Annotated in this window: 17 protein-coding genes; 5 read left to right on the top strand and 12 right to left on the bottom strand. The window is 61.3% G+C overall.

The features are described 5' to 3' along the window. Nucleotide 1: 1 nt before the first annotated feature. The 3 genes from EAH74_RS10745 to EAH74_RS10735 all read right to left on the bottom strand — a co-directional run bounded on the left by EAH74_RS10745 (nucleotide 2) and on the right by EAH74_RS10735 (nucleotide 6,524). Nucleotides 2-3,775 carry a nitrate reductase subunit alpha gene (locus tag EAH74_RS10745; RefSeq protein ID WP_140678179.1) on the bottom strand — a complete coding sequence of 1,258 codons (3,774 nt, stop codon included), beginning with the start codon at nucleotides 3,773-3,775 and terminating at the stop codon, nucleotides 2-4. Between the two features lie 69 nt (nucleotides 3,776-3,844). After that, entirely contained in the window at nucleotides 3,845-5,242 is a 1,398-nt protein-coding gene (locus EAH74_RS10740; protein WP_140678177.1) for a NarK family nitrate/nitrite MFS transporter, read from the bottom strand. Then, nucleotides 5,220-6,524: an MFS transporter gene (locus tag EAH74_RS10735; RefSeq protein ID WP_140678175.1), complete on the bottom strand. Its 1,305-nt coding sequence runs from the start codon at nucleotides 6,522-6,524 to the stop codon at nucleotides 5,220-5,222. Before EAH74_RS10735 ends, EAH74_RS10740 begins: the two co-directional genes overlap by 23 nt. Before the next feature lie 305 nt (nucleotides 6,525-6,829). On the opposite strand from EAH74_RS10735, the gene EAH74_RS10730 reads away from it, so the two are divergent. From EAH74_RS10730 to EAH74_RS10715, 4 genes are all read left to right on the top strand, one after another. After that, on the top strand, nucleotides 6,830-8,632 hold the full coding sequence (locus tag EAH74_RS10730) for a HAMP domain-containing protein (RefSeq protein ID WP_140678173.1): 1,803 nt from the start codon (nucleotides 6,830-6,832) through the stop codon (nucleotides 8,630-8,632). Continuing rightward, the gene (gene narL, locus EAH74_RS10725) at nucleotides 8,629-9,276 is read left to right on the top strand and encodes a two-component system response regulator NarL (protein ID WP_008153579.1); all 648 of its coding nucleotides are present in this window, start codon (nucleotides 8,629-8,631) and stop codon (nucleotides 9,274-9,276) included. The genes EAH74_RS10730 and narL overlap by 4 nt, the downstream gene beginning before the upstream one ends. 86 nt (nucleotides 9,277-9,362) lie before the next feature. Then, the gene (locus EAH74_RS10720; protein ID WP_140678171.1) at nucleotides 9,363-10,037 is read left to right on the top strand and encodes a Crp/Fnr family transcriptional regulator; all 675 of its coding nucleotides are present in this window, start codon (nucleotides 9,363-9,365) and stop codon (nucleotides 10,035-10,037) included. 74 nt (nucleotides 10,038-10,111) lie between these two features. Next, entirely contained in the window at nucleotides 10,112-10,510 is a 399-nt protein-coding gene (locus tag EAH74_RS10715) for a putative zinc-binding protein (RefSeq protein WP_140678169.1), read from the top strand. Between the two features lie 823 nt (nucleotides 10,511-11,333). On the opposite strand, the gene ubiT is transcribed toward EAH74_RS10715, so the two are convergent. The 7 genes from ubiT to norR all read right to left on the bottom strand — a co-directional run bounded on the left by ubiT (nucleotide 11,334) and on the right by norR (nucleotide 18,057). Next, nucleotides 11,334-11,804, bottom strand: coding sequence for a ubiquinone anaerobic biosynthesis accessory factor UbiT (ubiT, locus tag EAH74_RS10705; RefSeq protein ID WP_140678166.1), 471 nt, complete (start codon nucleotides 11,802-11,804; stop codon nucleotides 11,334-11,336). Then, nucleotides 11,798-12,688 (bottom strand): U32 family peptidase, encoded by an 891-nt coding sequence (locus EAH74_RS10700; RefSeq protein ID WP_140678164.1) that lies wholly within the window; start codon nucleotides 12,686-12,688, stop codon nucleotides 11,798-11,800. The genes ubiT and EAH74_RS10700 overlap by 7 nt, the downstream gene beginning before the upstream one ends. A gap of 10 nt (nucleotides 12,689-12,698) precedes the next feature. Next, nucleotides 12,699-13,694 carry a ubiquinone anaerobic biosynthesis protein UbiU gene (gene ubiU / locus EAH74_RS10695; RefSeq protein WP_033059066.1) on the bottom strand — a complete coding sequence of 332 codons (996 nt, stop codon included), beginning with the start codon at nucleotides 13,692-13,694 and terminating at the stop codon, nucleotides 12,699-12,701. Between the two features lie 76 nt (nucleotides 13,695-13,770). After that, nucleotides 13,771-15,006 carry a molybdopterin molybdotransferase MoeA gene (locus tag EAH74_RS10690; protein WP_140678162.1) on the bottom strand — a complete coding sequence of 412 codons (1,236 nt, stop codon included), beginning with the start codon at nucleotides 15,004-15,006 and terminating at the stop codon, nucleotides 13,771-13,773. Continuing rightward, nucleotides 15,003-15,557 carry a molybdenum cofactor biosynthesis protein B gene (gene moaB, locus EAH74_RS10685; RefSeq protein WP_140678161.1) on the bottom strand — a complete coding sequence of 185 codons (555 nt, stop codon included), beginning with the start codon at nucleotides 15,555-15,557 and terminating at the stop codon, nucleotides 15,003-15,005. Before moaB ends, EAH74_RS10690 begins: the two co-directional genes overlap by 4 nt. A gap of 250 nt (nucleotides 15,558-15,807) precedes the next feature. After that, the gene (gene pdxH / locus EAH74_RS10675) at nucleotides 15,808-16,455 is read right to left on the bottom strand and encodes a pyridoxamine 5'-phosphate oxidase (protein WP_140678157.1); all 648 of its coding nucleotides are present in this window, start codon (nucleotides 16,453-16,455) and stop codon (nucleotides 15,808-15,810) included. Between the two features lie 72 nt (nucleotides 16,456-16,527). Further along, nucleotides 16,528-18,057, bottom strand: coding sequence for a nitric oxide reductase transcriptional regulator NorR (gene norR, locus EAH74_RS10670; RefSeq protein WP_140678155.1), 1,530 nt, complete (start codon nucleotides 18,055-18,057; stop codon nucleotides 16,528-16,530). Nucleotides 18,058-18,213: 156 nt separating this feature from the next. Between norR and ytfE the strand changes: the two genes are divergently transcribed. Then, nucleotides 18,214-18,888 (top strand): iron-sulfur cluster repair protein YtfE, encoded by a 675-nt coding sequence (ytfE, locus tag EAH74_RS10665; protein WP_140678153.1) that lies wholly within the window; start codon nucleotides 18,214-18,216, stop codon nucleotides 18,886-18,888. A 75-nt stretch (nucleotides 18,889-18,963) separates the two neighbouring features. On the opposite strand, the gene EAH74_RS10660 is transcribed toward ytfE, so the two are convergent. Both EAH74_RS10660 and EAH74_RS10655 read right to left on the bottom strand, forming a co-directional pair. After that, nucleotides 18,964-19,401: a hypothetical protein gene (locus EAH74_RS10660; RefSeq protein ID WP_140678151.1), complete on the bottom strand. Its 438-nt coding sequence runs from the start codon at nucleotides 19,399-19,401 to the stop codon at nucleotides 18,964-18,966. A 28-nt stretch (nucleotides 19,402-19,429) separates the two neighbouring features. Continuing rightward, complete coding sequence (locus EAH74_RS10655) at nucleotides 19,430-20,620, bottom strand: NnrS family protein (RefSeq protein WP_140678150.1); 1,191 nt, start codon at nucleotides 20,618-20,620, stop codon at nucleotides 19,430-19,432. Between the last annotated feature and the right edge of the window lie 166 nt (nucleotides 20,621-20,786).

The following is a 20,786-nucleotide window of genomic DNA, read 5'->3' as shown; positions in this document are numbered from 1 at the left end:
CTCAGTTCTCCTCAATATCGGTCGGCAGCGGACGTGGCAGGTCATCGCCACTTGAACCATCGAGCCAGTCAACTTTGGACATTTTGCGCACCACGACGAATTCGTCGCGGTTGCAACCGACCGTGCCGTAATAGTTGAAACCGTAGGCCTGCTGGGCATAGCCGCCGATCATGTGGGTCGGCTTGAGCACAACGCGGGTGACCGAGTTGTGGTGGCCGCCACGGGTCTTGGTGGTTTCCGAACCGGGCACGTTCACGATCCGTTCCTGGGCGTGGTACATCATCACCATGCCGTCCTTGACCCGTTGGCTGACCACCGCACGGGCGGTCAGTGCACCGTTGATGTTGAAGCACTCGATCCAGTCGTTGTCCTCGATGCCGGCGCTTTTCGCGTCGTTCTCCGAGAGCCAGACAATCGGCCCGCCACGGCTGAGGGTGAGCATCAGCAGGTTGTCGCTGTAGGTGCTGTGGATGCCCCACTTCTGGTGCGGGGTGATCCAGTTCAGGACGATTTCCTTGTGGCCGTTACTGCGCTTGCCTTTCACCCCTTCGATGGTGCGGGTGTTGACCGGCGGCCGATAACTCATCAGTTGCTCGCCGAACGCCTGCATCCACGGGTGATCCTGGTAGAACTGCTGGCGACCGGTAATGGTGCGCCATGGAATCCCTTCGTGAACGTTGGTGTAACCGGCGTTGTAGCTGACGTGATCGTCTTCGAGACCCGACCAGGTCGGGCTGGAAATGATCTTGCGCGGCTGTGCCTGAATGTCGCGGAACCGGATGGCCTCGTGGGCCTTGGACAGCGCCAGGTGGCTGTGGTCAATGCCGGTGAATTCCGACAGCGCGGCCCAGGCCTTGACCGCCACCTGGCCGTTGGTTTCCGGCGCCAGGGACAGAATCACTTCAGCGGCGTCGATGGCCGTGTCGATTTTCGGCCGACCCTGGCTGATACCGGCGTCGCCTTCTTTGTGATTGAGTTCACCGAGGAATTTCACTTCGTCGTCGGTGTTCCAGTTGATGCCTTTGCCACCGTTGCCGTTTTTCTCCAGCAATGGCCCCAGCGAGGAAAACTGTTTGTAGATGTTCGGGTAGTCACGCTCCACCACATGCAGGTTCGGCGCGTTCTTGCCCGGCTCCGGTGCCACGCCGGCACTTTTCCAGTCGGTGCCGCCAAACGGTTGGGCCAATTCGCCGACGCTGTCGTGCATCAACGGGATGGTCACCAGGTCCTTTTCAACGCCCAGATGCCCTTCGGACATGCTGGAAAAAGCCTTGGCGATGCCTTTGTAGATTTCCCAGTCGGAACGCGATTCCCACGCCGGGTCGATCGCGGCCGACAATGGGTGAATGAACGGGTGCATGTCCGAGGTGTTCATGTCGTCTTTTTCGTACCAGGTTGCGGTCGGCAACACGATGTCGGAATAGACGCAGGTCGAAGACATGCGGAAGTCCAGGGTGGTGACCAGATCGAGCTTGCCGATGGCGCCCTCGTCCACCCATTCGGCTTCTTCGGGTTTGCAGTCGCCGACCTGGCCGATGTCTTCGTTCATCACCCCGTTTTTGGTGCCCAGCAGGTACTTGAGCATGTACTCGTGGCCCTTGCCCGAGGAGCCCAGCAGGTTGGAACGCCAGATGAACATGTTGCGCGGGAAGTTGACCGGGCTGTCCGGCTGTTCACAGGAGAAACGCAGCGAACCATCCTGCAGCGACTTGACCACGTAGTCTTTCGGGTCCATGCCGGCCGCCGCGGCGTCGCGGCAAATGTGCAAAGGGTTAGTGTTGAGTTGCGGTGCGCTGGGCAACCAGCCGGCGCGTTCGGCGCGGATGTTGTAGTCCAGGGCATGCTCGGGGAATTGTGATTTATCGGCCAATGGCGAGAGCACGTCGTGCATGCTCATTTTCTCGTGACGCCATTGCGAACTGTGGGCGTAGAAGAAGCTGGTGCCGTTCATTTGGCGAGGCGGACGGTTCCAGTCCAGGCCGAACGCCAGGGGCAGCCAACCGCATTGCGGACGGAGTTTTTCCTGACCGACATAGTGCGCCCAACCGCCACCGGTCTGACCGACACACCCGCAGAGCATGAGCATGTTGATCAGCCCGCGGTAGTTCATGTCCATGTGGTACCAGTGGTTCATCGCCGCGCCGACGATGATCATCGAGCGGCCCTTGGTCTTGTCGGCGTTGTCGGCGAACTCACGGGCAATCTGGATGGCTTTCTCGCGGCTGACGCCGGTGATCTGCTCCTGCCACGCCGGGGTGCCGGGCACCGAGGCGTCGTCGTAATCCTTGGCCACGTTATCGCCGCCGAGGCCGCGATCGATCGCCAGGTTGGCGGCCGACAGGTCGAACACGGTGGCGACTTTGGCCACGCTGCCGTCCGCCAGCACTACGTTATGCACCGGCACGCGGCGGTATTGCACGGCATCGCCGGCCACGTGCTGGAAGTGCTCGTGGGACTCGCCGGCAAAATACGGGAACGCCACTTCAGCCACGTCATCGCCGATCAGACTCAGCTTCAGATCGATCTCACGGCCTTCGCCGCCTTCACGGGGAAGGATGTTCCACTTGCCCTTCTCGCCCCAGCGATAGCCGATGGAACCCTGAGGGGACACCAGTTCGCCGCTGACATCGAGGGCGATGGTTTTCCATTCCGGGTTGTTTTCCTGGCCGAGGTTGTCGGTCAGGTCGCTGGCGCGCAGGAAGCGGTCCGGCTGGTAACCGGCACCCGGTGCCTTGTCGACCATTTGCTTGAGCAGTACCAGCACCGGCAAATCGGTGAAGCGCTTGGCGTAGTCGGTGAAATAGGCGCTTGGTTTGTCCAGGTGGAATTCTTTGAAGATCACATGGTTGAACGCCTGGGCCAGCGCCGCATCGGTGCCTTGTTTAGGGTTCAGCCACAGGTCGGTGAGCTTGGCGACTTCCGAGTAATCCGGGGTGATCGCGACGGTCTTGGTGCCCTTGTACCGGACTTCGGTAAAGAAGTGCGCGTCGGGGGTACGGGTCTGCGGGACGTTGGAGCCCCAGGCAATGATGTAGTTGGAGTTGTACCAGTCGGCCGACTCCGGCACGTCGGTCTGCTCGCCCCAGACCATCGGCGAGGCCGGAGGCAAGTCGCAGTACCAGTCATAGAAACTCAGGCACGCGCCGCCGATCAGCGACAGATAACGCGAACCTGCGGCGTAGCTGACCATCGACATGGCCGGGATCGGCGAGAAGCCGACGATGCGGTCAGGGCCGTATTGCTTGATCGTATAGACGTTGGCGGCAGCGATGATCTCGTTGACTTCCTCCCAGTTGGAACGAATGAAGCCACCCATGCCACGCTTGCTTTTATAGGAGTCGGCCTTGGCCTTGTCCTCGACAATGCTGGCCCAGGCTTCCACCGGCGCCATGGTTTGCCGCGCATCGCGCCAGAGCTTGAGCAATGGCTTGCGGATTTTCGGGTACTTGAGCCGGTTGGCGCTGTAGATGTACCAGCTGTAACTGGCACCACGCGGACAGCCACGGGGCTCATGGTTGGGCAGATCGTTGCGGGTACGCGGGTAGTCGGTCTGCTGGGTTTCCCAGGTGATCAGGCCGTTCTTGACGTAGATTTTCCACGAGCAGGAACCGGTGCAGTTCACCCCGTGGGTGGAACGCACGATCTTGTCGTACTGCCAGCGTGAACGGTAAACGTTCTCCCAGTCGCGAGACTCTTTGCGGGTCTCGCCATGACCGTCGGAAAACTCGTTTTGCTTACGGTTGAAAAACCGCAATTGATCCAGTAAATGACTCACGGTGTAGTCCTCTCAGGCTTTGTCGCGGAGTCTGTGCCCCGCCCACGCAATGGTTGGATTCGGGTCGTCTCAGCAGGGTGTCGCGGCGCCTTTGCGCGCGTACCACCACCAGGTCACCACGATGCAGCTCAGGTAAAAGACGACGAACATGTAGAAGGCCATCTCCGGGCCGCCGGTCAGGGCCATCGAAGAGCCGAAGGATTTGGGAATGAAGAACGCACCGAAGGCGCCCATGGCCGAGCTGAAGCCCAGGACCGCGGCCGACTCTTTGCCGGCATTCTTCAGCGCTTGTTCGCGCACGGCGGGTGGTTTTCCGGCCGAGGCTTTTTCATGTTGGGTGCGGAAGATCACCGGGATCATCCGGAAGGTGGAGCCGTTGCCGATGCCCGTGGTGATGAACAGCAGCATGAACATGCCGAGGAAGCCGTAGAAGTTGCCGCCGGAGCCGTTTTGCGGCAAGAAGTGCAAAACGCAGAAGACCATCACGATCATCAACACGAAGTTCCACAAGGTCACCTTTGCGCCGCCGAGCTTGTCCGCCAGCCAGCCACCCAATGGGCGTACCAGCGCACCCACCAACGGGCCGAGGAAGGCGAATTTCAAGGCAATGACGTCAGGGAACGACGTTTTGATCAGCAACGGAAACGCGGCGGAGAAACCGATGAACGAACCGAAGGTCGCCAGGTACAACCAGCACATCAGCCAATTGTGTTTGCGTTTGAAGATGACGGCCTGCTCGCTGAAAGAAGCGCGGGCACTGGACAGGTCATTCATGCCGAACCAGGCCAGCACCGTCACCAGGACAATAAACGGTACCCAGATGAAGCCGGCGTTCTGCAACCACAACTGACCGCCATCCGGCAGTGCTTGCGGCTTACCGCCCATGAAACCGAACACGCCGAAGGTAATCACCAGCGGTACACAGAACTGCATCACCGAGACGCCCAGGTTACCCAGCCCGGCGTTGAGGCCAAGGGCCGTGCCCTGCTGCGACTTGGGATAGAAGAAACTGATGTTGGACATGCTCGAGGCAAAGTTGCCGCCACCGAAACCGCAGAGCAAGGCAATCAACACGAACACGCTGTAGGAGGTGCTCGGGTCCTGCACGGCGAAGCCCATCCAGATCGAGGGCACCAACAGGGACGCGGTGCTCAGGGCCGTCCAGCGACGGCCGCCGAAGATCGGCACCATAAAGGAATAGAAGACGCGCAAGGTCGCCCCGGACAGGCCCGGCAACGCCGCCAGCCAGAACAACTGGTCGGTGGTGAAGGTGAAGCCGATGGCGTTCAAACGCACGATCACCGTGCTCCAGACCATCCACACCGCAAAGGCCAGCAGCAGCGCAGGAATGGAAATCCACAAGTTGCGCGTGGCGGTCTGTTTGCCGCTACGTCCCCAGAATGCTGGGTCCTCGGGGCGCCAGTCATGAATGACCGGGCCTATGTCAGGCTTTTGCAGAACGGACATGTTCTTCTCCTAGGGCAATGCTGGAAATCGGGGACGGGGTCAGCAGCGGCGCTTTACCCAGCACCGGGCTTTTGCGTATTTCGCTGAAGTACATCCAGGTGAGGGAGACCCAGACCACGCCGTACATCAACATGAAGCAGGAAGAGCGCACGCCGGTGAGGTCCACCAGGGCGCCGAACAGGATCGGCAGCACGAAGCCGCCCAGGCCACCGGCGAGGCCGACAATGCCGGACACCGCGCCCATGTTTTTCGGGTAGTCGTTGGCGATGTATTTGAAGACCGAGGCCTTGCCGAACGCGAAGGCGATGCCCATGACGAACAGCAGCGCAGTGAACAGCGCAGGGTTGAGACCGATATGGAAATCCACCGGGCCGTCGATCGTTTGCACTTGCAGTTGGGTCTGGGGATACGAGAGCAGGAACAGGCAGATCCAGCTGACCCACAACACCCACCAGGTCACGCTTTGGGCACCCCAGCGATCCGACATCCAGCCGCCGACCGCACGCAGCACGCCACCGGGCAGGGAAAAACAGGCCGCCAGCAGCGCCGCGCTTTGCAGGCTGAAACCGTATTCCTGCACGTAGTACTTGGTCATCCACAGCGCGAGGGCGACGTAACCACCGAAAACGATCGAGTAGTACTGGCAGTAGCGCCACACCGCCGGGTCCTTCAGCGAGCTCAATTGCTCACGCAAAGTCGCGCCGGTGGCACTGCGGTGGTCCTTGTTTTCAGCGCTGAGGAACCAGAACAACAGCGCAGTAATAAAGAGGATCGCGCTGAAGACTTTCGGCACCAGCTGCCAACTGCCAGCCGCGATCAGTGCCGGGGCGAGAAACTTGGTCACCGCAGCCCCGGCGTTGCCGGCGCCGAAGATGCCCATCGCGAAGCCCTGATTCTCTTTGTCGAACCATTTGGCGACGTAGGCAATCCCGACCGAGAACGAGCCACCGGCCAGGCCGACGAACAAGCCCAGCACCAGGAACTGCCAGTAGGCGGTGGCGTGACTGATCAGGTACAGCGGCGCCACACAGGCCAGCATCAGCAGGAAGAACACGCTGCGCCCGCCAAAGCGGTCGGTCAGCAGGCCCAGCGGCAACCGCACCAGCGAGCCGGTCAGCACCGGGGTCGCGGCCAGCAGGCCGAACTGGGTTTCGTTGAGCTGGAGAAGGTCCTTGATCGGCACCCCGAGCACGGCAAACATCATCCAGACCATGAAACACACAGTGAAGGCCAGCGTGCTCATGCCCAGCACCAAGCCTTGTCGTACACGCGGTGGGTTCACAAATGCTCTCCAGTCAGTTAGCCATGGCGGCAGACTAGAGAGGCCAACCCCGCAAAAACTTGATCCATGTCAACGAAGCCCTGGGGGGCATGGGCCTATGCTTGCGCGGTCTACCTCTAAGGAGGTAGTGCAGGAAACCCCTAAAACCGTTGGTTTATCAGCGTCTTGAGGTTTTCAGCCAAGGTTTTTGCTGACAAGGATCAGTCGACAACTCTTTAGAGGTAGCGCGCCCGGGATCGGCGGCAAAACCCCTTCCTGGAGCTCCATGTGCTCTGTTTTCCTGATTTCTTCCGGGACTTGCGCCGATGATGCGCTGGTTGCGCAGCTCCCTGCCCGCTCGCGCCGGGCTGGCCGTGATCCTGATCGCCGTGCTCGCCCTCGCCAGTTCATTGAGCGCCGGACTGATCGCCTGGTTCAGCCAGGGCGATGCGGCCGCCATCAACACCGCAGGCTCGGTGCGCATGGAGACCTACCACCTGAGCTGGAAACTGGCCGCGGGTGCAACCGGCGAAGAAATCATCGCCATCACCGACAGCCTGCAAACCCGTCTCACCAGCCAGTCACTCAAAGCGGTGCTGGAAGATGGCCCGACCACCGCCCTTCAAATCAGCTACGGGCAAATCCAGCAGCAATGGAACGAGGATTTGCGCCCGGCACTGGAGCGCGGCGATGCCGCCTATTTTCAGGTCCAGGCCCAGCCCTTCATTGAACAACTGAACCAGTTCGTCAACCTGTTGCAGCGCCAAAGCGAACAGAAGCAAGGCTGGCAACAGGTGATCCAGGGCCTGGCCTTGTTCACCACCCTGTTCGTCCTGCTGATTGGGCTTTACGAATTGCAGTACGGGGTCGTCATGCCCTTGAAAGAGTTGGTGGATGCGACCCAGCGCTTTCGTCGCGGCGATTTCAAAGTGCGGGTCAATCATCAGTCCCAGGACGAACTGGGCCAGTTGGCCATGAGTTTCAACGCCATGGCCGAGACGATCGAAGACTCGCATCGCACCCTTGAGAGTCAGGTCCAGCAAAAAACCCTGAACCTGCAACAAGCCAATGCCGCCCTCGAGTTGCTGTACCAGAGCAGTCGAAGCCTGGCCACACGCCTGGCCAATGCCGAAGGCCTGGATGAGTTGATCCGACGCTTTCAGCAACGTCTGCCCGGCTTGCGTCTGTCGCTGTGCCTGCAAGGACAAATGCAGGCACCGGCCCAGCAGTTGCTCGCCCTGCATGGCGCGAACATCCGGGAAGTCTGCGCCAGCAGCGATTGCGCCACGTGCCAGAAGCACCATAAAGCCAGTCCGCAAACCTTCAGCATCAGTAACCAGGGCAGCGAACTCGGTGAACTCAAAGCGCATTTTGTCGACGGACATCCGACGCAAGCCTGGGAAACCCAACTGATCCAGGCCCTGGCCAACCTGATCGGCACCTCGCTCTCGCTCAAGCGCCAACGAGAACAGGATCATCGCCTGCTGCTGCTCGACGAGCGCACGATCATTGCCCGCGAGCTGCACGACTCACTGGCCCAAGCCCTGTCCTACATGAAGCTGCAAGTCAGCCGCCTGCAAACCCTGATGCGCCGTGGCGAACCGGTGGAAACCCTGGAAAACGTCACCGCCGAACTGCGCGAAGGGTTGAATAATGCCTACCGCCAGTTACGTGAATTGCTGACCACCTTTCGCTTGCAGATCCACGATGCCGGACTGGTGCAGGAGCTCAAGGACACCGCCGAGGAGTTCTCCCGGCGCGGGGAATTCCAGGTGCACCTGCACGTCGACGCGCTGGCCTTTCAGTTATCGGCCAGCGAGCAAATCCACATCTTGCAGATCACCCGCGAGGCGCTCTCCAATTGCCTGCGCCACGCCCATGCGCAGAACGCCTGGCTGCAACTGCGTCAGGACGGTGAAACCGTCAGGCTCATCGTCGAAGACGACGGGCGTGGCTTCAGCGGCAATGTCGACCAACGCGAACACCACGGCCTGAAAATCATGGATGAGCGGGCCCGCAGCTTGCGCGGCCAACTCGAAATAGTCTCCAGGGAGCCGCAAGGCACCCGCGTGCAACTGGAATTCCAACCGGAGTTTCTCGGGCAGCAAACAGAAGGTAGCGTCACATGAACCCGTCCCTGCAACACACCATCCTGCTGGTCGACGACCACCCGATGATGCGTCACGGCATCCGCCAGATGCTCGAGCTTGAAGATGATTTCCTGATCGTCGGCGAAGCCAATAACGGTGAAGAAGCACTGGCTCTGATCGAGCCGCTGCAACCGGACCTGGTGTTGCTCGATAACAACATGCCGCAAATGAATGGCATTGAAACCCTGCGCCAATTACGGGCGATGCACTACACCGGCAAGGTGCTGCTGTTCACGGTGTCGGACGCCGAAGACGATATTCGCGACGCATTGCGTCTGGATGCCGACGGCTACCTGCTCAAGGACATGGAGCCCGAACTGTTGATTCAGTACATCCGCAACGCCTTGAACGGCGAACTGGTGATCAGCCCGGGGCTGACCCAAGTCATGGCCCAGGCGCTGCGCTCACCGCAGCGCCAGACCGTGGTGGAACTGACCGAGCGTGAACGTCAGGTGCTGAAAACCATCGCCAGCGGCTTCAGCAACAAAGTCATCGGGCACAAGCTGGGCATCACCGAAGGCACGGTCAAGGTTCACGTGAAAAACCTGCTGCACAAACTCGGCTTGCGCTCGCGGGTCGAGGCGGCGGTGTGGGCCATGGAACATCTGCGCAATGCCGGCTGACGGGCATGCCTCTTTGGAGGTAGGCCGGCAGAGGCATAGGTCATCCGGCCGGCGCTCTCTACTATGAGCGTCAGCGGAGGTACGCCATGCTGACCCACCCTTCCATCGTTTTAACGTTGCGCCGTCATCATCTGTTCAGCCAGCTACCGGAGAAAATCTTCGAGGAAGTCTGCGGCCTGGCGATGCTCAAGCGCCTGGCCTGTCACAGCACACTCATGCACCAAGGGGATCCGGCCAAGCGCTTTTTCCTGCTGGTCAGCGGCCAGATCAAGTTGTACCGGCTGACCGGCGAAGGTCAGGAGAACCTGGTGGAGATCATTCAGCCCGGCCAGACCTTTGCCGAAGCCTTGCTGTTCAGTCAGGCCCGTCTCTACCCGGTGAGCGCCACGGCGCTGAAGGACAGCGTACTGGTGACTATCGAGGGCAGCCATTACCGCAACGCCCTGGAAGATCAGCCGAAAGTTTGCCTGGCGATCCTGGCGAGCATGAGTGTGCACTTGCACCTGCGTCTGCGGGACATCGACACCTTGACCATGGCCAGTGCGAGCCGGCGGGTGATCAATTTCCTGTTCCAGGAGCGCAACCCGGTCAGCGGTTTGATTGTCTTGCAGGTGTCCAAACGCCTGGTCGCTTCGAAGCTGGGTATTCAGCCGGAAACCTTTTCGCGGATCTTGCACCGCCTGGTGGACAGCGGCCTGATCGCGATGGAACGACGCAACATCAGCATCCTCGCCGAAGAGGATCTGGCGGCCTTCCAATAGACGGAATTGACCGCAGTCAATGCGCAATGCCACCGGCCTTGCACACTGAAGAAGTCCATCCATGGAGAGCGCTCATGTCCCGTTCAACCTTGCCCCTGATTTACTCCTGCTCAGGCTGCTCCAACGTTGCCCAACTGGCCAACACCCTGGCCGTGCGGCTTGATCGCAGCGGCCTGGCTGAAATGTCCTGCATCGTCGGGGTCGGCGGGCATGTGGCGGCGTTGGTCAACAAGGCACGCTCGGGGCGGCGGATTTTTGCGCTGGATGGGTGTCCGTTGCAATGTGTTGAAAATTGCCTGAAGCAGCATGGTCTGCATGCTGATGTGCATCTGATTCTTAGCCATTACGGGTTGCGCAAGCGTTATGGCGAGGATTGCACGCAAGCAGAGAGTGATGAGTTGTTTGAACAGATCAGGCAGTTGATTGCCAGTGATGCTCGGCAGCATGAAAGCCTGCAGGAAACGATGGCCTAAGGGACAACGAAAATCAAAACTGCGGGAGCGAGCTTGCTCGCGATGGCGGGTTGACCGCTGACCTATGATTTTGATCGGGGTGCATATCCGTTGCTGCGGTAACGGCAACCTAGGGTTCCGCCCTTACGGCGGGTCACTTGGAAAAGCCCCAAGTAACCAAGGGCTCTTGCCCCTGACGTACGGTGCCTCGCCTGGGCTCGCCATGCCCTCGCTCCGGTCCTGCTCCGTGGGCCCGCCGCCATCGGCCATCCATGGCCGGGGGCGGCTAACCCGGCATCCATGCCGGGTTGCCCACTAAGCAGAACCTCCACTCGGCCTCTCGAGGGGGCGAGTACCGCAAAAGCACCGCGAGGCGGCCTACCGGCCGGCCTGTCTCTTCAAGCGTACGCATTCCCCTGTGGGAGCGAGCCTGCTCGCGAAAGACGTGAACGATAACGCGTGCTGTCTGAATGAACGCGGTGTCCGGACGTTTTTCGCGAGCAGGCTCGCTCCCACAGGTACAACAGCCGGGCTGTTGATCTTGCTTTGGCTTTGGCTTTTGATCTTGATCTGCCCCGTCGGAAGGCCGAGCGCAGGTTCTGCGCAGTGGGCACCGCGGCAAGGATGCCGCGGTAGCCGCCCCCGGCCATGGATGGCCGATGGCGGCGGGCCCACGGAGCAGGACCGGAGCGAGGGCATGCCGAGCCCAGGCGAGGCACCGTACGTCAGGGGCAAGAGCGTTTGGTTACTTGGCGCTTTTCCAAGTGACCCGCCGTAAGGACGGAACCCTAAGTCGCCATCACCGCAACAACGGATATGTACCCCGACCAAAAACACAGATCGGCTAACCGGCCGCCAACCCCTTCCCCGCCCGCTCCAGATTGCGCCACAACCACACAGGCAACACATCAGGATCAAGACTGTCGATCAGGTTCTTCAACGCCAACCCCAACTCCGTATCACCCTCAATCACCAAGCGCCGGCGAAAGAACAACGTATCCGGATCTTCCTGACGACTCGCCAGCAATAAAAACTCGCGCCAGTTACCACTGATCGTCACATGCGCCGTGGCGCGTTCAGCAATTCGCAACCCGTCACGAGTCAGCGTCAGGAACCACGCCAACCCCAGGTCCGGAATCCGCAAACACAACCAACGCCCACGTAAAACCTCGAACTCGCCATCGCGCAGCGGCTCGGCGAGGCAACGATTGAGCGCCTGCTGCAACGCCAGACGCTGCACCGCAAAAGGCACCCGGCGCACCAACGGCAACAACCGGTCGGCGCCTTTCAACAACCACTTTTTACGACTCAACACAGGCCAACCTCCTCGACGCGCAACATGCCGGCGTGGCCATGCCAGTAGCCGTTGCAACCGTCGACGAACAGCGGCGGTGTCTCACCCAGACGAACCCGTTGATAGGCGCCAATGACCTCGGCCATGCCTTGAGCGCGAGGGCTCAGACGCAACACATCGGCGCCACAGGCCACCAGCCCGGCGTAATCCGCCAGCAGATTGGTTACCTCGGCCGACATCGTTTGAATACCGTTAATGGTGAACAGCGCCTGCCCTTCCTGACTGGTCAACGGCAGGCCGTCGGGGTAGTTGAGGCAGCAAAACCGGCAGTCGTCCTTGGGCAGGTTTTCCGCCCGGGCCGTGAAGCAGCGTGCGGAATAGGCCAACGGCAAATGCCCGTAGGCAAAAATCTCGACTTCCGGCACCTCACGGCCCAGTTCGCGCACCTGCTCAAGCACATCGCCAATCAGCGCCGCCGAGCATTCCACCGGCGGCACCCAACGGGTCATTCCGCAGTCCAGCAATTGTGCGAGCGTATGACCGTTGTACAAATTCAGCGCGGGACCGCCCACGAACGGCAACTTGCGCTCGGCCAGGAACTGCACCGCGCCCATGTCGTTGGCTTCCACCAGCAATTGGCCGTTGTCGCAAAGACGGCGCAGGCTGGAAAGTTCGGAGGCCGCTTCGATCAGCGTCAGGCTGGAAATCACCAACTGTGCCTGACTGCATTCCTGCAACTCGCGCCCCAACCCCAACCATTGATCCAGTGAAAAGGCTCGACGTTTCGAACACACGGTTTCCCCCAGATAAATCACATCCAGGGGCAAGGCCGACATCTCGGCGTAAAAGTTGCTGAGTTGCTCTTTGTCCCAATAAAACAGGACCGGTCCAAGGCTGAGCTTCATGTCGCCTCCCTCATTGCCATGATCGATGGTAAGCACCCAGGGTGGTCTGGCTGCCTTCGGACAAACCGGCCAGTACCCGGCGCCATTCCTCCTTGACCCGAAAACTGCCCGGTGAGCCACGATGGGCATCCAGTGCCGCGCGCCAGACGCGGGTGACTTGTTCGACATAGGCCGGACTGCGTTGCCGGCCCTCGATTTTTACTGCCTCGACGCCGATGGCCGTCAATTCCGGCAGCAAATCCAGAGTGTCGAGGCTGGTGGGTTCCTCCAGCGCATGAAAGCGTTTGCCGCCGACCAGGAAGCGGCCTTTGCACAGGGTCGGGTATCCGGCGGGTTCGTCAGGTGTGTAGCGGTCGATCAGCACTTCACTGAGCCGTGCGCTCAAGCCATCGGCGTCGTCGCTCCAGCGCACCGCTTTGGCCGGCGAACAGACGCCGCACAGGTTGGGCGACTCGCCGGTTATGTAAGACGACAGATGGCAACGCCCTTCGGCCATGATGCACAAGCTGCCGAAACCAAAGACTTCGATGGGCACCGGGCTGCTCGCGGCGACCTGACGCACCTGCGCCAACGACAACACCCGTGGCAGTACCGCGCGCCGAATCCCGTAGCGCTGCGCGTAAAACTCAAGCGCCGCAGCATGGGTTGCCGAACCCTGGACCGACAGGTGCAACGCCAATTGCGGATGGCGCTGGCTGGCATAGTTGAGCACCCCGGGGTCGGCGGCGATCAGCGCATCCACGCCGAAATCGGCGGCACGATCGACCGCCCGCTGCCAGCGTTCCCAGCCCTTGGGTTGCGGGTAGGTGTTGACCGCGACGTAGAGTTTGCGTTGATGCTGGCGGATGTGAGCGACCGCCGCGTCGAACTGTTTGTCGTCCATGTTCAGCCCCGCGAAATGCCGAGCATTGGTGTCATCGCGAAAACCGACATAGACGGCATCGGCGCCTTCGCGCACCGCCGCTTTCAGCGCAGGCAGGTTCCCTGCCGGGCAGACCAGTTGCATGGGTAATCCTCATGGAAAAACGCGCCGCCAGTCTAGCGAGACCAGCAGGCACAGCCTTGACGGCAATCAATTGCCATCAATGCATCAGGTCGGCGAAGGACAGGAACATCACGTTGTCGTGCTTGAGCACTTGCTGCTCGCACTCGATCACCGCCAACCCGTCGGCCCAACACGCGGCGGTCAACATCGCCGAGCTTTGCTGAGGGTGCAGCTCCACGCTCAACTGGCCGTCAACACCCGGCGTCAGCCGAGCCCGCAGGTACTGCCGACGCTTGTTGCGCTGCAACCAGTCAAACCCGGCGGGCACGGCCAATGGCACCGGCAACACGTCTTTCACGCCCTGGGCCCTGAGCAGGAACGGACGCACCACCACCAACGCGGTAATCAGCGCCGCCGAAGGATTGCCCGGCATGCCGATCCAGGGTTTGCCGGCGACTTCGCCGAAGGCCAGCGGTTTACCCGGCTGAATCGCCAGCCGCCAGAAATCCAGGCTACCGAGTTCCTCGATGGCCTGTTTGAGGTGATCTTCCTCACCCACCGAGACGCCACCGGAACTCAACAACAGGTCGCATTCCGAGGACGCCAGGCTCAAGGCGTGCCGACTGGCCGCCAACTCATCGGCCATGACGCCATAGTCATGCACCTCGACGCCCCAGCCGCTCAACAACGCCGCGAGGCAGTAACGATTGCTGTTGTAAATCTGCCCTGGCGCCAACGAGTCGCCGGGTTCACGCAGTTCATTGCCGCTGCTGAGCAAGCACACCTGCAACGGTCGATAAACCTCGACCCGCGCGATGCCCGCGCCGGCCAGCAACCCCACTTCTTGCGCACGCAGGCGTTTACCGGCCTGGAGCAACAGGTCTCCCCGGCGAACCTCCTCGCCTTCCTTGCGCACATGATCGCCTGCGTTTACGGGCGGAAACCAGACGCGCTCGCCATCGATCCGGCAGCGCTCCTGCGGCACCACCGTGTCGGCACCCGGCGGCAATGGCGCACCGGTAAAAATCTGCACTGCTTGCTGCGCAAGCAACGGAGAGCACGCCGAATCCCCCGCCGCAATTCGCCCGCCAATCGACAAACAGCCTCCGTCCGCTGGCAGGTCAGCGGCCCTGCGGGCGTAACCGTCCATGGCACTGTTGTCCCAGGCCGGCAGGTTGACGGGGGAATGAATGTCCGCCGCCAGCACCCGACCCAAGGCTTGATCCAGACCGATCTTTTGCGCCAGGGGCGGCGGCGGTGCCAGGTCCAGCAAACGGCTGATGGCCTCGTCCACCGGCATCAGGTGGCCGAGGTCACACACCCGGCCAGTCATGAGCGTGTCTCGCAGGCGTCAATGACCCGTTGCCCTTGCGGTTTCAAATGCGGGGCGAAATTGCACGGGCCGGTGCGGCTGTCCAGTTGTTCGAGCAGGATCTGGTTCCAGGCGGTTCGACACGCGCCCGGCGAACCCGGAACGCAACACACCAGCACGCCGTTGCTCATCCCCGCCAATGCGCGGGATTGCAGGCTGGACATGCCGATTTCCGCCAGGGACACCTGACGGAACAGTTCACCGAAGCCTTCCACGTGTTTGTCCAGCAACGGCAAGACCGCTTGCGGCGTGTTGTCGCGCGCGGTGAAACCGGTGCCGCCGGTCATCAATACCACCTGCACCTTGGGGTCGGCGATCCAGTGGGAGACCTTGGCGCGGATCTGATAAATGTCGTCCTTGACCAGGTCACGATCGATCAATATATGCCCGGCCGTTTGCAGCAAATCCGTGAGGGTCTGCCCCGAGGTGTCAGTGTCAAAGGTGCGCGTATCGCTGATGGTCAGCACGGCAATGTTCAGGGGTTCAAACGTGCGTTGCGCCAGATGGGCCATATCCAAGCCTTCCCGTAAATGAGGGTATGTGGCAAAGCCTGAACTGGAATTCCCGGTGAGCCTATTCCTCCAAGGAGGTACCTCCACAGGGACATATGAAGATTGTGTCGGGCACCACAAAACCTGTGGGAGCGAGCCTGCTCGCGATAGCGGTGTGTCAGGCAACATTGATGTCGACTGACCCTCTGCTATCGCGAGCAGGCTCGCTCCCACACAGTTCTCCATTGCTGCATGTTCTGCGCAATGGGGCTCAAGGCGCCAGGCGATTGCGTTGCCACGCGCCATCGCGCAAACGGTAATCGAGACGGTCATGCAAGCGGTCGGCACGGCCCTGCCAGAATTCAAGACGATCAGGGTGCAAGCAGTAGCCGCCCCAATGCTCGGGCCGCGGCACGGGCTTGCCGGCAAAACGTTGGGTGGTTTGTAGCAACAGCGATTCAAGCTCGGCCCGATTGGCCAGCGGCCGGCTTTGCGGTGAAGCCCAGGCGCCCAGGCGACTGTCCTGTGAGCGGGAATCGAAGTACGCATCCGACAGCGCCGGGTCGAGCCTGGAGACCTGGCCTTCGATACGCACCTGACGCTCCAGCCCCGGCCAGAAAAAGGTCATGGCGGCATGCGGGTTGGCGGCCAGTTGCTGGCCTTTGTCACTCTGGTAATTGCCGAAAAAGGTGAAGCCCTCATCGCTCCAGCCCTTGAGCAACAGCACCCGGCAGTGCGGGCGCCCTTCACTGTCGACGGTCGCCAACACCATGCTGTTGGCTTCGACAGGCGCGCGCTCGGTGTCGCGGGCCAGTTGCAGCCATTGCCGGAACATCGCCAACGGGTCGTCCAGCGCCGAATCGTCTTGCAGGCCAAAAAGGGTGTAGTTGCGGCGCATCTGTGCCAGGGAAAGGGGCATGACGGTGATCTCCAAAAAGGTTCCGCCCAGTGTGCAAGACACTGCGCAACACCACCTTGACCACCATCAACCTTATTTGAGACGCAGACGCCGAGCCAGTTTGTGCAGGTTGCTGGGATCGACTTCCAGAATCCGCGCAGCGCTGGCCCAGTTCTCCCCGGACAGGCTCAAGGCCTGGAGAATTTTCTTGCGCTGGTAATCGTCGACCGCTTCACCCAGAGGCTGGAACGGCTCATCAGCCGTAACGTCCAGGGGACTTTCGGCGACCGCACCCTGCCCGCCCACGGCACTGTCGAGGTCGAGAATCTCGGGCTCCAGCGTCATGATCAGGGTGCGACTGGTGCCGCGACTGAGCTGCTTCAACGCGGCTCGGCTGATCACATGTTCCAGCTCGCGCACATTGCCCGGCCAACTGTACGTCAGCAGCGCTCGCTCGGCCGCCGGCGACAGACGCAAACCGCGCAGGCCGAGCCGCGTCCGATTGAGTTCAAGGAAATGCCCGGCCAGCATCAATACATCATTGCCTCGCTCGCGCAGCGGCGGAATCGGCACCGGGTACACCGAGAGCCGGTGATACAGATCGGCCCGAAACAAGCCGTCGCGGATGCTGTCCGGCAGGTGCCGGTTGGTCGCGGCGATGATGCGCACATCGACATGCAACGGCTTGTCGGCGCCGAGGCGCTGGATCTCGCCGTTCTGCAGGGTGCGCAGCAGCTTCGCTTGCACGGCCAATGGCAATTCACCGACTTCATCGAGAAACAGCGTGCCACCGTTGGCCGCATCGAAACGTCCGGCACGGTCACTGGTGGCGCCGGAAAACGCGCCTTTGACATGACCGAACAATTCACTCTCTGCCAGAGACTCCGGCAACGCGGCGCAGTTGACCTGCACCAACGGCTTATGACTGCGGCGCGACAGGCGATGCAAGCGCCGGGCGAACAGTTCTTTGCCGACGCCGGTCTCGCCCAGCAGCAACACCGGCAGCTCGGAGTCGGCCAGTACGTCCAGTTCATTGAGCAACTGATGCAGCACCTCACTCTGCCCGAGGATTTCGCCTTCGTCCGCCGGCCTGCGTACGTCTTGAATATCGCTGCGGGACAAGCGCAGGCTGCGGTTTTCCTGCTCGAGCCGGGTGACTCGCACGGCGGCTTCGATCTGCAAGGTGCAGCGCTTGAGCTCTTCCCGCGCACGGCTGTCGAAGGTCCCGGCGTGCAGCGCATCGAGGGTGATCGCGCCCCAGATCCGCCCCTCCACGTACAGGCTCACGCCCATGCAGTCGTGCACCGGCAGCGGTTCGCCGGCGTGGCCGTCGAGCAAGCCGTCATAGGGGTCCGGCAGGCGACTGTCGGGCTCGAACCAGGTGGGTTCGCGCGACGCCATGATCGCCGCCAGCCGCGGATGCTGGGCGATGACAAACCGGCGGCCCAACGCTTCATGCACCAGCCCCACCGTCGCCACCGGCCTGAGGCTGTCGTCATCCAGACGCAGCAATCCCACGGCGCCGCTGTTGAAGTACTCGCGCAGGGTATGGACCAGTCGTTGCAACCGCACAGCATTGGGCAACTCGACAATCAGGTCGGCCGCCAGGCTTTCACGCAGCATGGTAGTTATTACCCTCTATGGTTGGATTCACCCTAAAGCGTCCGGGTGCCTATCACCACAACTAAAAATTAAGTCATATTTTTCAATACGTTAAATATGGCATGCCGGGTGCAATGAGCCTGGGGAACCGTTGAAATCCAAACAAGGAACCCCCTGATGAGCCTGACCCTACTGGAACAAAGCCTCGGCCAACTGGCTTGCGACATTCCCGGCGCCACGCGGATTTTCCACACCTTCAAACTGGACTTCTGCTATGGCGGGCATAAAAGCCTGCGCGAAGCGGCGGCTGGCAAAGACCTCGACCCGGTGCTGATCGCCGATGCGCTGCACCGGCTGCAAGACACCGACGAAACCCAACACGATTGGCGCAGCGAACCCTCGGAGCTATTGATCGCCCACCTTCTGGCGCGCTACCACGCCCGCCATCGCGAGCAACTGCCGGAACTGATCCGCCTGGCCCGTCGTGTCGAGCAAGTCCATGGTGCGCGCAACAGCTGCCCTAATGGCCTGGCCGATCTGCTGACCGACATGCAACAAGAACTCGAAGGCCACATGCTCAAGGAAGAACAAGTGCTCTTCCCGATGCTGCAACAGGGCATCGGCCCTCAGGCCGCGCCGCCGATCCAGGTGCTGCGCTTTGAACATGATCAACATGGCGAAGCCCTCGAAAGGCTGCTCGCACTGACCAACAACATCACCCCGCCGGCCGATGCCTGTAACACCTGGCGTGCCCTGTATCGTGGGCTGCTGGAGTTTCGTGATGACCTGATGCAACACATCCATCTGGAAAACAACGTGCTGTTCGTCAACGCCCTTAAACCTCGCCATTGATCGATTGCCGCTCACACTCAACCCGCGCCAACCCATCGGTTGACGCGGGTTTTGTTTGTCAGGGATGTCGGGCGGTCAACCGTGCCAATAGAACATGGCCTTGGCCAGGATCACGATCAACACCATGTGCCCGAGGATGCTGCGGCGAATCCAAGTGGCGCGGGTCGTGGTCAGGCGTGCGCTTTTCAGCCAGTACGCCAGCAGGAAGTAATGGCCGATGATGCTCAGGGCCAGCAAGATCTTCAGGCTCAGCAAGGTGCCAAAACTGCTCGCCAGCGGCTGACTCAATACGCCACGGTGTTGCCACGCCAGGCTGATGCCGGCGCCATACAACAGCAACACCACGCCATGCAGCACCTTGCGCGAGCGCACCGCAATCGCTTGATCGGCGCCCGTTTGCGCGCTAACCGCCACCTGCTGGCGGGCGTTGTGCCAGATCACCACCTCGAAAAACAGCGTGCCGATGAAGGCAATCGCCGCCAGCAAGTGGGTGACCAGTAAAAAGGGATACATCACTGGCAGCCTCCATCAGTTCACGTGGTTAGCCCGGATGGCCGTCCACCCGGGCCCGCAACAGCATCGGCCCATAACGCCAGGCATACAGAGCAAACGCCAGCGTCCAACACAGGCCGGCCAGCCACAACGCCGGCAAGGGGAAAAACAGGATCAACACGACCCGGCTCAAACAGGCCAGGTTGAGCAAAATGAACGCCAGGGTCATGCCCGATGGCGGCTCCAGCGCACGGCCGGTGTGGCCCAGGCTGACCCGCGCAATCATCGCCAACACCAGGCCGCCCATCGCTCCGATCGTCAGGCAATGCACCGCCAGACTTGGATTGATCGGCACGCCGAAATGCCACAGCGCCATTGCGAAACAGGCCACCGCCAACCAGGCATAAGCCAGGTACAACGACCACAGCAACGGCACGCGCCAGAGGGCGCGATCATGCCAGCGAACCAGGCGCACCAGATGCCCGGCGGCCAACACGGTGAACAACAGGCCCGCCCCGAGATTGGGGTCCAGCGCAGGTCCCGCGGCATACAACAACGCCACCAGCGGTGAGCCAATCAGCAGCAGCCAATCGAGCCAGGGCCAAGGGGTCACGCCATCGACCTTGCCGAGGCCGCGCTGGATGAAGAACGGAATGACTCGCCCACCGATCAACCCCATCATCGCCGCCACCAGCCAGAGGCCGGTCAGCACGCCTTGACGCTGCCAGCCTTCATGACCTTCGACCAGGCCGTACAGCGACAACCCATCGGCTGCCGCTAACAACAGCAGCACCACCGCAATCGGGTAGTTACGTTTCTGCCGCACCTTCCACAAGGTGAAACCCATGAGCGCGGCCACCGCCAGCGGGAACGCCAGTTCCAGCACGGCGAGCACGGGCAACGGGGCATTGACCAGCCAGGCCACCCGCGCCAACAACCACAGCAATGCCAGCGCGGCGAGTGGTCGCCCGCTGAGGCCGGGGCGACCGGTCCAGGTCTGCACCGCCGTCAGTAGAAAACCCGCGATGATTGCCAAGCCGAATCCGAACAGCAATTCGTGTCGATGCCAGCCCAGCCAGCCACCCGCCGGCTGCCAACCGGAAAGCGCACCATTGAAGGCGGCCAGCCAGAGCGGAATGACCAGCACTGCCAGAAGGCAGCCGGCGAGGAAAAATGGCCGAAAGGCCAAACGTAACAGCGGCGCGATGGCCATCGCTTTACGGCGGTCAAGCACTTGCATAAAGCCACTCCTTTACCTTGCTGCAGACCTGACGCTAACCCGCACGCGTCGAGGTAAGTCCGGGGGCAATCATCGGGTATTGACGATGAATTGCCTTTGTCGCAGATCAAGTGTGCAAAGGGCGTGCCCCGATGCCGATCCGCGCCGGTAGCAAGCCTCGCGTGCC

This window comes from Pseudomonas mandelii (assembly GCF_006438925.1).
Lineage (GTDB): Bacteria > Pseudomonadota > Gammaproteobacteria > Pseudomonadales > Pseudomonadaceae > Aquipseudomonas > Aquipseudomonas mandelii_C.
This window is presented reverse-complemented; position numbering and strand designations above follow the sequence as displayed.

Coding starts and splice junctions, on each gene's coding strand:
- pdxH (WP_140678157.1), bottom strand. CDS start 16,455: ATGCCCCTTTCCCTGGCACAGATGCGCCGCAACTACACCCTTTTTGGC.
- narL (WP_008153579.1), top strand. CDS start 8,629: ATGAACCCGTCCCTGCAACACACCATCCTGCTGGTCGACGACCACCCG.
- ubiU (WP_033059066.1), bottom strand. CDS start 13,694: ATGCAACTGGTCTGCCCGGCAGGGAACCTGCCTGCGCTGAAAGCGGCG.
- EAH74_RS10715 (WP_140678169.1), top strand. CDS start 10,112: ATGTCCCGTTCAACCTTGCCCCTGATTTACTCCTGCTCAGGCTGCTCC.
- EAH74_RS10700 (WP_140678164.1), bottom strand. CDS start 12,688: ATGAAGCTCAGCCTTGGACCGGTCCTGTTTTATTGGGACAAAGAGCAA.
- norR (WP_140678155.1), bottom strand. CDS start 18,057: ATGCTGCGTGAAAGCCTGGCGGCCGACCTGATTGTCGAGTTGCCCAAT.
- EAH74_RS10740 (WP_140678177.1), bottom strand. CDS start 5,242: ATGTCCGTTCTGCAAAAGCCTGACATAGGCCCGGTCATTCATGACTGG.
- ytfE (WP_140678153.1), top strand. CDS start 18,214: ATGAGCCTGACCCTACTGGAACAAAGCCTCGGCCAACTGGCTTGCGAC.
- EAH74_RS10730 (WP_140678173.1), top strand. CDS start 6,830: ATGATGCGCTGGTTGCGCAGCTCCCTGCCCGCTCGCGCCGGGCTGGCC.
- EAH74_RS10690 (WP_140678162.1), bottom strand. CDS start 15,006: ATGACTGGCCGGGTGTGTGACCTCGGCCACCTGATGCCGGTGGACGAG.
- EAH74_RS10655 (WP_140678150.1), bottom strand. CDS start 20,620: ATGCAAGTGCTTGACCGCCGTAAAGCGATGGCCATCGCGCCGCTGTTA.
- EAH74_RS10660 (WP_140678151.1), bottom strand. CDS start 19,401: ATGTATCCCTTTTTACTGGTCACCCACTTGCTGGCGGCGATTGCCTTC.
- moaB (WP_140678161.1), bottom strand. CDS start 15,557: ATGGCCCATCTGGCGCAACGCACGTTTGAACCCCTGAACATTGCCGTG.
- EAH74_RS10720 (WP_140678171.1), top strand. CDS start 9,363: ATGCTGACCCACCCTTCCATCGTTTTAACGTTGCGCCGTCATCATCTG.